General features: G+C 70.7%; 12 protein-coding genes and 1 pseudogene. 11 read left to right on the top strand and 2 right to left on the bottom strand.

The genetic code is table 11. The features are described 5' to 3' along the window. From AB0J09_RS41220 to AB0J09_RS41210, 3 genes are all read left to right on the top strand, one after another. The coding region (locus AB0J09_RS41220) for a VWA domain-containing protein (protein ID WP_360703537.1) at positions 1 to 603 on the top strand (603 nt) is incomplete at its 5' end. Further along, a complete protein-coding gene (locus tag AB0J09_RS41215; RefSeq protein WP_360703534.1) occupies positions 596 to 1,687 on the top strand; it encodes an XdhC/CoxI family protein in 1,092 nt (363 codons plus the stop codon). The genes AB0J09_RS41220 and AB0J09_RS41215, both read left to right, overlap by 8 nt. Further along, positions 1,684 to 2,250, top strand: coding sequence for a nucleotidyltransferase family protein (locus AB0J09_RS41210; protein WP_360703531.1), 567 nt, complete (start codon positions 1,684 to 1,686; stop codon positions 2,248 to 2,250). The genes AB0J09_RS41215 and AB0J09_RS41210 overlap by 4 nt, the downstream gene beginning before the upstream one ends. Here AB0J09_RS41210 and AB0J09_RS41205 read toward each other — a convergent pair. Next, positions 2,236 to 3,123 carry an endonuclease/exonuclease/phosphatase family protein gene (locus AB0J09_RS41205; protein WP_360703528.1) on the bottom strand — a complete coding sequence of 296 codons (888 nt, stop codon included), beginning with the start codon at positions 3,121 to 3,123 and terminating at the stop codon, positions 2,236 to 2,238. The two genes, AB0J09_RS41210 and AB0J09_RS41205, sit on opposite strands and share 15 nt — an antisense overlap. Before the next feature lie 94 nt (positions 3,124 to 3,217). On the opposite strand from AB0J09_RS41205, the gene AB0J09_RS41200 reads away from it, so the two are divergent. Next, positions 3,218 to 4,258 carry an LLM class F420-dependent oxidoreductase gene (locus AB0J09_RS41200; protein WP_360703525.1) on the top strand — a complete coding sequence of 347 codons (1,041 nt, stop codon included), beginning with the start codon at positions 3,218 to 3,220 and terminating at the stop codon, positions 4,256 to 4,258. A gap of 222 nt (positions 4,259 to 4,480) precedes the next feature. Then, positions 4,481 to 5,767, top strand: a complete 1,287-nt coding sequence (locus AB0J09_RS41195; protein ID WP_360703523.1) for a dicarboxylate/amino acid:cation symporter — start codon at positions 4,481 to 4,483, stop codon at positions 5,765 to 5,767. A 20-nt stretch (positions 5,768 to 5,787) separates the two neighbouring features. On the opposite strand, the gene AB0J09_RS41190 is transcribed toward AB0J09_RS41195, so the two are convergent. Next, complete coding sequence (locus tag AB0J09_RS41190) at positions 5,788 to 5,847, bottom strand: helix-turn-helix transcriptional regulator (protein WP_360703539.1); 60 nt, start codon at positions 5,845 to 5,847, stop codon at positions 5,788 to 5,790. Between the two features lie 316 nt (positions 5,848 to 6,163). Between AB0J09_RS41190 and AB0J09_RS41185 the strand changes: the two genes are divergently transcribed. The 6 genes and pseudogenes from AB0J09_RS41185 to AB0J09_RS41160 form a co-directional block, all read left to right on the top strand. Beyond that, complete coding sequence (locus AB0J09_RS41185) at positions 6,164 to 7,738, top strand: serine/threonine-protein kinase (RefSeq protein WP_360703521.1); 1,575 nt, start codon at positions 6,164 to 6,166, stop codon at positions 7,736 to 7,738. Positions 7,739 to 7,816: 78 nt separating this feature from the next. Beyond that, a complete protein-coding gene (locus AB0J09_RS41180; RefSeq protein WP_360703518.1) occupies positions 7,817 to 8,854 on the top strand; it encodes an aminopeptidase P family protein in 1,038 nt (345 codons plus the stop codon). 26 nt (positions 8,855 to 8,880) lie between these two features. After that, entirely contained in the window at positions 8,881 to 9,441 is a 561-nt protein-coding gene (gene efp, locus AB0J09_RS41175) for an elongation factor P (protein ID WP_360703515.1), read from the top strand. A 1-nt stretch (position 9,442) separates the two neighbouring features. Next, a complete protein-coding gene (gene nusB / locus AB0J09_RS41170) occupies positions 9,443 to 9,853 on the top strand; it encodes a transcription antitermination factor NusB (RefSeq protein ID WP_349447988.1) in 411 nt (136 codons plus the stop codon). 199 nt (positions 9,854 to 10,052) lie between these two features. Continuing rightward, complete coding sequence (locus AB0J09_RS41165; RefSeq protein ID WP_360703512.1) at positions 10,053 to 10,391, top strand: MmcQ/YjbR family DNA-binding protein; 339 nt, start codon at positions 10,053 to 10,055, stop codon at positions 10,389 to 10,391. Positions 10,392 to 10,637: 246 nt separating this feature from the next. Further along, positions 10,638 to 10,924, top strand: a pseudogene (locus AB0J09_RS41160) (hypothetical protein); the annotation flags it as partial.

The following is a 10,924-nucleotide window of genomic DNA, read 5'->3' as shown; positions in this document are numbered from 1 at the left end:
GTGCTCGACCCGCGCCGCACCATCCGCGACGCGCTCAGGAAGGGCGACGTCGCCAGGCTCCGGCACAAGAGGCACACCACCCGCCCGCGCACGGTCGTCCTGTTCGTGGACGTCAGCGGCTCGATGGCCCCGTACGCCGAGACCCTGCTGCGCTTCGCCCACGCGCTGGTCAGGAGCGAGCCCAGGGCCACCAGGGTCTACTCGGTCGGCACCAGGCTCACCCCGATCACCGCCGAGCTGCGCCACCGCGACCCCGGCACCGCGCTGAACGAGGTCTCCAAGGCCATCCCCGACTGGAGCGGCGGGACCCGGCTGGGGGACGAACTCCGGGAGTACCTGTCCCGTTACAGCGTGAGAGGGGCGATCGCCGTGATCGCCTCAGACGGGTGGGAACGCGGCGATCCGGAGCTCCTGGGCACGCAGATGGCCAGGCTGGCCAGGCAGGCGCATCGGGTGATCTGGGTCAACCCGCACAAGGGGTACGAGGACTACCAGCCCCTCACCGGAGGCATGCGGGCCGCCCTGCCGTACCTTGACGACCTGGTGGCCGGGCACAGCCTGGCCGCCTTCGAGCAACTCAGTGAAAGGCTGGCCCATGCGTGACGTGCTGCCGGACATCGTCAGGTGGTGGAGATCGGGGCTCAGGTTCGGGCTGGCGACGGTGGTGAGCACGTTCAGCAGCGCGCCCAGGCCGCCGGGCGCGGCCATGGCGGTGCGGGGCGACGAGGTGGTCGGCAGCGTGTCCGGCGGGTGCGTCGAGGGCGCCGTGTTCGAGCTGGCCGCCGAGATCGACCAGCCCATCCTGCAGCGGTACGGCGTGAGCGACGACGACGCGTTCGCCGTCGGGCTCACCTGCGGCGGCATCATCGACATCCTCGTCGAACCCATCTCGATCGAGACGTTCCCCGAGCTGGGGGAGATCTCGGCGTCCGTGGAGGTGCACGAGCCGGTCGCCGTGGCCACCATCATCTCCGGCCCCGGCCAGGTCGGCGCCCGCCGGGTCATCTGGCCGGACCGCTCCTCCGGCACCCTCGGCCTCGAGCGCCTCGACGAGGCCGTGGACGACGACACGCGCGGCATGCTAGCCCAGGGTCTTACCGGCGTCAGGCGCTACGGCGGCCAGGGCGAGCGGCGGCTGGACGACCTGTCGGTGTTCGTCCAGTCGTTCGCGCCGCCGCCGCGCATGCTGGTCTTCGGGGCCATCGACTTCGCGGCCGCCGTGGCCAAGGTGGGCAAGTTCCTCGGTTACCACGTCACGGTCTGCGATGCCCGCCCGATCTTCGCCACTTCCAAGCGCTTCCCCGACGCCGACGAGGTGGTGGTCAAATGGCCCCACGACTACCTGGCGTCGGTGCAGGTGGACGAGCGCACGGTGATCTGCGTGCTCACCCACGACCCCAAGTTCGACGTGCCGCTGCTGGAGGTGGCCCTGCGGACGGAGGCCGGGTACGTGGGCGCGATGGGCTCGCGCCGTACCCACGATGACCGGCTCGCCCGGTTGCGTGAGTCCGGGCTCACCGACGACGAGCTGGCCAGGCTGCGCTCGCCGATCGGGCTCGACCTCGGCGCGCGCACCCCCGAGGAGACCGCCGTGTCGATCGCGGCCGAGCTGATCCAGCTCCGCTGGGGCGGCTCCGGGCGCCCGCTGTCCAGCACGCGAGGCCGCATCCACCACGAGACCCCATGAAGGGCGCCAGGGTGGCCGGCCTGTTGCTGGCCGCGGGGCAGGGCTCCCGGCTGGGCACGCCAAAGGCGCTGGTCGAGTACGCGGGTGAGCGCCTGGTCGACCGGGGCGTGCGGCTGCTGGAGGAGGGCGGCTGCCATCCCGTCGTGGTCGTGCTCGGCGCGGCCACCGTGCAGGTGCGCGGCGCGGTGACCGTGCGCAACCCGGACTGGGCCTCCGGCATGGGCTCCTCCCTGCGGGTCGGCCTCGCCACGCTGCCGGAGGAGGCCGAGTCCGTGGTGATCGCGCTGGTGGACCAGCCGCTCATCCGCCCGGGTGCGGTACGGGCCCTGATCGACTCGGGTGCCGGACTGGCGGTCGCCACCTATGGGGGCAAACGCAGGAACCCGGTGCTGATCGCCCGTGAGCACTTCGCCGGCGTGGCGGAGCTGGCCGTCGGGGACGTCGGGGCCAGGCCGTTCATGAAGGCCCATCCCGAGCTGGTCACCGAGGTGCCGTGCGACGAGCACGGAGACCCCGCCGACATCGACACGCCGCGCGACTTGAGGCTGCTAGAGCCGCAGTGAGGCGATGGCGGCCCGGTGGTCGCTGCCGGTCGCCGGGGCGACGCCCGCCTTGGTCGCCGTCATGCCCTTGAACAGGATGTGATCGGGCCGCGTGATCGGGAACTCCGACGGCCAGGTGAACCCGAACCCGTCGCCCGCCGCGGTCTGCGCGTCGACCAGCGGCGGGGTCAGCCCCCGCATGCCCCGGTCGGTGGTGGCGGTGTTGAGGTCGCCGAGCAGCAGGATGCGCTTGCTGGGGTCGGCGTCGATGAGCTTGCGGGCTCGCGCGAGCGAGGCGTCGCGCGAAGTGGTGGCTCCCGGCCGGGCCGAGGCCAGGTGCATGACGTAGACGGTCACCTTGCCCTTGGGCGTGCTGACCACCGCGCGCAGGGCGCGCGGCCAGCCCAGGCCGACGTCGAGCGGCTTGGGCTCGCTGATCGGATAGCGGCTCCACAGGCCGACCGTGCTGACCGGGTAGTGGTACTTGAACATCTTGTTGAGCTGCTTGGCCGCCGGCCCGCCGCTGGTCAGCTCCTGGGCGGCCAGCAGGTCGAGATCCTTGGCGATCATGCGCACGGCCTCGCCGGAGGCGTTGTTGGTGACACCCACGTTGACCGTGCCGACGGCCAGGTCGCTCGGCCCGCCGGGCGGCGTGCGCAAGAGTGTGGAGCCGAACATCACCGCCCACACCACCCCGGGCACCAGCGCCGCGAGGGCGGCGGCCCTGGAACGTGCCACGGCCGCGGCCAGGAGCAGCAGCGGAACGGTCAGCCCGATCCAGGGCAGCAGGCTCTCCATGACGGGCGTGAACCCGCCGAGCGCCGGGATCAGCTGGTGCCCCGCCATGGCAACGGCGACCACGGCGCTCACGACGATGACGAGCCGGCTCAGCACCCGAACCAGGCTAGTGGCTCACTGCCCGGCGCGCCGACGCGATAGCCTGTTCGCGTCGCAACGGAATATCATTCGGTTTCAGCGGGAGCCCGGCATGCGCATCGGAATGGCACTCAACTACTCCGGCGGCTTCAAGGAGACGGTGGCCGAGCTGGCCGACTACGAGAAGGCCGGGCTCGACATCGTGTTCGTGGCCGAGGCGTACTCGTTCGACGCCGTCAGCCAGATGGGCTACATCGCGGCCAGGACCGAGCGGCTGGAGATCGCCTCGGGCATCCTGCCGATCTACTCGCGCACGCCGACGCTGCTGGCCATGACGGCCGCGGGCATGGACTACGTCTCGGACGGGCGCTTCACGCTCGGCCTCGGCGCCTCCGGGCCGCAGGTGATCGAGGGGTTCCACGGGGTGCCGTACACCGCGCCGCTCGGGCGTACGCGGGAGATCATCGAGATCTGCCGCAAGGTGTGGCGGCGGGAGCGCCTGGAGCACGACGGCCGGAACTACACGCTGCCGCTCCCGCCCGAGCAGGGGACGGGCCTGGGCAAGCCGCTCAAGCTCATCAACCACCCGGTACGGCCCCGCATCCCGATCGTGGTCGCCGCCATCGGGCCCAAGAACGTCGAGCTGACCGCCGAGCTGGCCGAGGGCTGGGAGCCGATCTTCTACGTTCCCGAGAAGGCCGCCGACGTGTGGGGCCCGGCGCTGGCCGCCGGCAAGGCCAGGCGGGATCCGGAGCTGGGCGAGCTGGACGTGATCGCGCAGGCGTCCCTGGCGATCGGCGACGACGTGGCCGGGCTGCTGGAGTTCGGGCGGCCGATGGCGGCCCTCTACATCGGCGGCATGGGCGCCAAGGGCAAGAACTTCTATAACGACCTGGCCAGGCGCTACGGCTACGAGAAGGAAGCCGAGCAGATCCAGGACCTCTACCTCGAGGGCAAGAAGGACGAGGCGGCCGCCCTGGTGCCCGGCGAGCTGCTGGAGAAGATGTCACTGATCGGCAGCGAGGGGTTCGTGCGCGACCGCGTGCAGGCGCTGAAGGAGTCAGGGGTGACAACGCTCAACGTGGCGCCGTTCGGCAGGACGCACGAGGACCGGGTGCGGCTGATCGAGACGATCAAGGAAATTGCTGGGTAAGTCTAGCTGTTTTATGGGGAATATCTCCGGTCATGCGGGTGTTGCACGGGCTCGTGAGGCTCTCTCTGGTGTCTGTCTGGCTCGTCGAGCGGCTGCACATCGATCTGTGCCGGTTGCACGGATCTCTCTGTAGCTGACCGTTACGCCCGCCATCCCCTCTCCCCTTGGTATGCCCTGCACCGCTTGCAGCCGCATGCCGTGATTCTCCGGAGTCCCCCACTCATGAAGAGATTCTCTTTCTCCCTCCAGTTGCTGGTCGGCCTCGCTGCCGGCATCGCGCTGGGCTTCGTCGCCAAGATCTGGGACGTGGCCTGGCTGGCCGAGACGCTGACCAAGGTCGGCCAGCTCTTCGTCCAACTGCTCAAGCTGGCCGTGCCGCCGCTGGTCTTCACCGCCGTGCTGGTCAGCGTGGCGAACCTGCGCAACGTCAACGGCGCGGCCAGGCTCGCGTCCAAGACGCTGGTGTGGTTCCTCATCACCGCGTTCATCTCCGTCGCCTTCGCGATCGGGCTCGGCCTGATCATCAACCCCGGCCAGGGCGTCACCCTCGACACCTCCGCCGCCAAGGCTGTCGACACCGAGGGCGCGGGCACCTGGCTCGACTTCGTCACCGGCATCCTGCCCACCAACGTCGTCACCTCCTTCACCGAGGTGAACGTCCTGCAGATCGTCTTCCTCGGGATCGTGCTGGGTGCGGCTGCCCTGGCGGTCGGTGAGAAGGCCGAGCCGTTCCTGAACCTCGCCCGTTCCGTCCTGGAGCTGGTTCAGAAGGCGCTGTGGTGGGTGATCCGCCTCGCCCCCATCGGCACGGCGGGTCTGATCGGCAAGGCCGTGTCCACGTACGGCTGGGAGCTGCTGGCGCCGCTGGCCAAGTTCAGCCTCGGGGTGTACGCCGGGTGCCTCATCGTGCTGGTGGCCGTCTACCCGACGCTGCTGGCGGTGTGGGGCAAGGTCAATCCCCTCCAGTTCTTCCGCAACGCCTGGCCCGCGATCGAGCTGGCGTTCGTCTCCCGCTCGTCGGTCGGCACGCTCCCGCTGACGCAGCGGGTCACCGTCGAGCGCAACGGCGTGGACCGCGACTACGCCTCCTTCGCCGTGCCGTTCGGCGCCACCACCAAGATGGACGGGTGCGCCTCGGTCTACCCGGCGCTGGCCGCGATCTTCGTGGCCCAGGTGTTCGGCGTGCACCTCGGGGTCGGCGACTACCTGCTGATCGCGTTCGTGTCTGTGGTCGGCTCGGCCGCCACGGCCGGACTGACCGGCGCGATCGTCATGCTGACGCTCACGCTCAGCACGCTGGGACTGCCTCTGGAGGGCGTCGGTCTCCTGCTGGCGATCGACCCGATCCTCGACATGATCCGCACCGCGACCAATGTGACGGGCCAGATGGTCGTGCCGGTCCTGGTCGCCCGTTCTGAGGGCCGCCTGGACGAGGCCGTCTTCAACGCGCCCCCGCAGCCGCTCGACACCGCCCCCGCAGGGCGCGTGCCCGAGCCCGCGGCGGCCTGACCCCGCGGAAGCCGGGCGATCTACTCGTACGTGAGCAGGTCGCCCGGCTGGCAGCCGAGCGCGTCACACAGGCGGCGCACCCGCACAGTGCGCTCACTCACCAGATGGTGGCCTCGACCGCGACCATGCCGGCCACGGCCGACACGGCCGAACCCGTGATCAGGATCCAGCCCAGCCGGCGCAGGTGCCCGGCCGTGACGGCGGAGAACGGCGCCCGACCCCGCCCTGCGCAGCGCGCGTACGAGCGTGAACAGCGAGAGCAGCCACGTCGCCGCGGCCGGCGGGGCGCTGGTCGAGCCGGTCCTCGGGCGCGGTGCGGGCGGATGATGGGGCGGCAGGGGCTGTGGGGCCCTATGGTTGGTCGAAAATCCTGATTTTCGAGTAATTGGCGGGGATATGTCCGACGCGACGCCGTCCTTGGTCGCTGATCGCTACCGGCTTGACGAGCGCATCGGCAGCGGGCCGATGGGCGAGGTATGGCGGGGGTACGACACGCGGGCCGACTGGGTCGTGGCCGTGAAGGTGCTCGGTGCCAGGGCGGCAGGGGCCGCCACGCGTGAGGTGCTCAGGCAGCACGCCCAGGCCGTGGCCAGGGTGATCCACCCGAACGTGGCCATGGTGTTGGACGTCGGCGATCACGATGGGGCGCCGTTCCTGGTGATGGAGTACCTCACCGGGCTCAGCCTGGGCGAGGAGCTCGCCGCCGCCGGACCCCTTAAGATCGTTGAGGTGTGCGACCTGATCGGGCAGGCGGCCGCCGGGCTCGACGCCGCGCACCGGGCCGGGGTCGTGCACGGCCAGATCGGCCCGGACAGCTTCCGGCGGGCCGGGAGCGGGGTGCTCAAGGTCGTCGGGTTCGGGATGGACGATCGGGTGCCGTCGTCCGGCCGGTACCTGGCGCCCGAGCGGGTCGCGGGGCAGGAGGCGACGGCTTCCGGGGATCTGTACGCGCTCGGGTGCGTTTGCTACGAGCTGCTCTGCGGCCGTCCGCCTTACGGTGACGCGGCCGATGGCGACGGTGGCGACATGGGCTCGGATGGTGGAGCCGCTTCTGGGGGTGAGCCTGCGCCGCCCAGTGCGTTCAGGGCCGAGGTGCCCGCGGAGCTGGATCGGCTGGTGCTGGCCATGATCGCTGAGGAGCCCTCCAGGCGGCCCGCCAGCGGCGAGGCGGTCAGGCGGGCGCTGGCGACCATCGCCCGGCCGCGCTCCAACCCGGCCGCACCGCCCATGCCCGTGACCGGCGTCTCCCTCCGCGACGGCGGCCCGCCGTCCGGCGGGGCAGGGCCCGCGGGCGGCGGGCAGGCCTTCGGTGCGGGAGCCGGGCCCGGCGGCGGGCAAGGGGTCACCGAGGTTTACCAGGTCGCGGACCACGGCGGGGGCTCTCGGGCCGGTGACACAGCCATCTACCAGGCGGGCGACCTCGAACCCCGGCCCGCCTCGAACCGCAAGCTCCTCCTCCAGCTGGGCGCCGCCGTGGTGGTCATCGCGGTGGTGACCGTGGTCATGGTGATGTGGGCGGGCTCGCGGAAGGAGGAGCCGGTCGCCGTGACCACCCCGACCGCCGCCCCCTCCACGTTCACACCGCCCACCGAGCTGCCCACCCCCGAACCGTCGAGCGGTCTCGTGTCCACTCTGGGACCCGACCCGACCGTCCTGCAGGAGACGGTCCCTCCCAAGGCGACCCTGGGCGAGGCGATCCCGCCGGGCGGGTGGAACAAGTGGCTGTCGGAGTTCGACAAGGCGCTGATGGCTCAGCAGGCGATGGGCGGAATCAACCCCGAGGTCGCGAACAAGGCCCGCGAGAAGATCAGGAAGGCGGCCAGGAAGTTCGACGAGGGTCACCTCGACCCGGCCATCAACCAGGTCGCCGGTGTGTACCACGACCTGGAGCGGGCTCAGGAGAAAGGCGACATGGAAAAGACCGGGCCGGCGGCGGACGTCCTGCGGGACTGGCGGCTCCTTGGCAACTAGGAGCTCCTCCAGCAGACCGCCGCGCTGGGACGAGGTGGGCGATAGTGACGTGAGGGCAGGAACACGTACATTGGCGCCATGACCTTCGACTACGTGGCGCGCCGCGCGCGCCTCGCCGAGCTGCTGCCCGCCCGTGAGGTCCACGCCCTGCTCGTCACCTCCCCGGTGAACGTCCGCTATCTCACCGGGCTGTCCAGCTCGAACGCCGCCGTCCTGGTCAGGGCCGACGGCACCGCGCTGCTGGCGACCGACAACCGCTACATCGAGGCGGCCCGCACGCTGGACGTCCCGTCGGTCGAGGCGTACGAGGTGGCGGGCACGCTGGCGGAGCCGGGCGTCGGCATCGAGGCGGCGTGGATGAGCGTGGCCACGTACCGGCGCCTGGACGAGGGGCTGGTGCCGCTGGAACCGGTCGTGGAGCTGCTGCGGGCGGTCAAGGACGACGGCGAGCTGGAGCTCCTCCGTACGGCCTGCGAGATCACCGATCAGGCGTTTGCCGATATTTCCGGGAAAATCGCCCCGGGGATCACCGAACGCGACCTTGCCCGCCTCCTCGACAACCGCATGACCGAGCTGGGGGCCGACAAGCCGGCGTTCGACACGATCGTGGCCGCGGGTGAGAACGGCGCGATCCCGCACCACGCGCCGACCGGCAGGGAACTGCGCGCCGGCGACCTGGTCACCATGGACTTCGGCGCCCGCTACCAGGGCTACCACGCCGACATGACCAGGACGGTCTGCCTGGGCGCGCCCGCCGATTGGCAGCACGATATCTACGAGCTGGTCGCCGAGGCGCAAAGGGCGGGCAGGCACGCGCTCGCCCCCGGCGCGGGGGCCAAGGAGGTGGACGCCGCCGCACGTACCATCATCGAGAACGCGGGCCACGGCGACCACTTCAGGCACGGCCTGGGACACGGCGTCGGCCTGGAGATCCACGAGGAGCCGTTCCTGGGCCCCTCTCGGACCGGTAGACTAAAGGATCGAGTTCCGATCACCGTCGAGCCTGGGATCTATCTCCCGGGCCGGGGCGGGGTTCGCATCGAGGACACCCTCGTGACACGTGATGGCGGGCCGGAACTTTTCACCAAGACGACCAAGGAGCTGCTCGTTCTGTAGAGCGGCCGCACGCGGGAGAAGAACGAGTGGCGACGACCAACGACCTCAAGAACGGCATGGTGCTGAAGCTCGACGGCGGTGAGCTGTGGGCCGTTGTGGAGTTCCAGCACGTCAAGCCGGGCAAGGGCGGCGCGTTCGTGCGCACCAAGCTCAAGAACGTCCTCTCCGGAAAGGTCGTCGACAAGACCTTCAATGCCGGCGTGAAGGTCGAGGTGGCCAACGTCGACAAGCGCGAGATGCAGTACTCGTACAAGGACGGCGACGACTTCGTGTTCATGGACACCGAGACCTACGACATGGTCAACGTGCCCAGCGGCACGGTCGGCACCGCCGCCAACTACATGCTGGAGAACACTCTGGCCACGGTCGCGTTCAACGAGGGCTCGGCCCTCTACATCGACCTGCCCGCCGCCGTCGAGCTGACCATCTCCAACACCGAGCCGGGCCTGCAGGGCGACCGCTCCACCGGCGGCACCAAGCCCGCCACGCTGGAGACCGGCGCCGAGATCAAGGTCCCGCTGTTCATCACCACCGGCGAGAAGGTCAAGGTCGACACCCGCAGCGGCGAATACCTCGGCCGGGCCTGAGGTGTCGGCACGCGGCAAAGCACGCCGGCGGGCGCTTGACATCCTCTTCGAGGCCGAGCTGCGCGGCGAGGATCCGCTGAAGATCCTCGCCGAGCGCGTGGAGCGGCAAGAGCCCCCGGTGAACGAATACACCTCGGCCATCGTCGAGGGCGTCGCCCGGCACCACGCGCGCATCGACGAACTGATCACCACGTACGCCGAGGGCTGGACGCTCGACCGGATGCCCGCAGTCGACCGCAACCTGCTGCGCGGCGGCACGTACGAGCTGCTGTGGATGCCCGACGTGCCCGAGGGCGTGGTCATCAGCGAGTGGGTGCACCTGGCGGGGGAGCTGTCCACCGACGAGTCGCCGCAGTTCGTCAACGGCCTGCTGGCCCGCTTCAAGCAGCTCAAGCCAAGCCTCACCCTTTAGACACCGTCAGGAGCGCGTGTTCGGGGTACGGTTCCAACCACGCCGGCCTGCACGCTCATGAAGGTCAGCACGTGTACCGTTACGCGGTCAGGCGCCCCGTCGGGCGAGGACCGGGTGGCGTGGGAGCGGGCGGACAGTGGCGCGTCACCAGCCGCGACGCGCCCCTTTCCGCCCTTCCCGCGGCGCGTATCGTGTGGGCATGGTGACCGAGGACGACGTGCGCCGGCTCGCGCTGGCGCTGCCAGAGACCCTTGAGAAGACCATGTACGGCACGCCCGCCTTCTATGTGCGCGGCAAATGGTTCGCGCGGGTCAGGGACGAGGGCGACGTCCTGGTGCTACCGGTGGGCTCCGACGAGGAGAAGACCGGGCTCATCGCGGCCGAGCCCGGCACGTTCTTCACGACGTCGCATTACGACGGGCACGCCATTGTGCTGGTGCGGTTCGGGGCGGTGGACGTCGAGGAGCTGGGGGAGCTGCTGACGGACGCGTGGCGGCTCCGGGCGCCGAAGAGGCTGGCGGCCGCTTTCGACGCCTAGCCCCGACCCCCTGCCTGACCGCTCCCGCCGGACGATCTCCATGATTGCTCGCCGCACGCACGTTGGCGTCGGCCGGGGCGACTCTCCTGGGTGCTGCGGGGCACGTGGTGGCAGGGTGCGGGCGGATGACGCGCCTAGCCGGGCGCCGTGTACGTTGCGCGGGATCCCGCCGTGGAGTGTCCCGCCGACGCGGCGCTTGGGAGGCGGGGGTGTTCGTCTCCGCCGTCGGCGTGCGGGTGGGAGCAGGTGGGAAGCGGGGGGTCGGCGTACGGCGTAGGCTGGGGCCCGTCCGCGGAGAAGCAGTTCGCGGGGTGCACGTTCGCGACGGCCCGGCGCCACGCCCCCGTCGCGAGGGGAGAGGGAGGCGAGCCGACGTTGCGTGCTGAAGGCGCCACGAGGACTCCGGCGGCGCGGACCGCCGTCGTCTGGAACGCGTTGCGGTCCGTGCTGACCGAGCGGGCGGTGGCGACCGGCCGTGAGGCGCTCGACATCGTCGACGCCGGGGGCGGCACCGGCGGTTTCGCTGTGCCGCT

Origin of the sequence: Nonomuraea sp. NPDC049784 (genome assembly GCF_040659615.1) — a bacterium.
Taxonomy (GTDB): Bacteria; Actinomycetota; Actinomycetes; order Streptosporangiales; family Streptosporangiaceae; genus Nonomuraea.
The sequence above is the reverse complement of the archived record's forward strand: the minus strand, read 5'-3'. Positions and strand labels throughout refer to the sequence as shown.

Coding starts and splice junctions, on each gene's coding strand:
- AB0J09_RS41215 (WP_360703534.1), top strand. CDS start 596: ATGCGTGACGTGCTGCCGGACATCGTCAGGTGGTGGAGATCGGGGCTC.
- AB0J09_RS41210 (WP_360703531.1), top strand. CDS start 1,684: ATGAAGGGCGCCAGGGTGGCCGGCCTGTTGCTGGCCGCGGGGCAGGGC.
- AB0J09_RS41200 (WP_360703525.1), top strand. CDS start 3,218: ATGCGCATCGGAATGGCACTCAACTACTCCGGCGGCTTCAAGGAGACG.
- AB0J09_RS41195 (WP_360703523.1), top strand. CDS start 4,481: ATGAAGAGATTCTCTTTCTCCCTCCAGTTGCTGGTCGGCCTCGCTGCC.
- AB0J09_RS41185 (WP_360703521.1), top strand. CDS start 6,164: ATGTCCGACGCGACGCCGTCCTTGGTCGCTGATCGCTACCGGCTTGAC.
- AB0J09_RS41180 (WP_360703518.1), top strand. CDS start 7,817: ATGACCTTCGACTACGTGGCGCGCCGCGCGCGCCTCGCCGAGCTGCTG.
- AB0J09_RS41165 (WP_360703512.1), top strand. CDS start 10,053: ATGGTGACCGAGGACGACGTGCGCCGGCTCGCGCTGGCGCTGCCAGAG.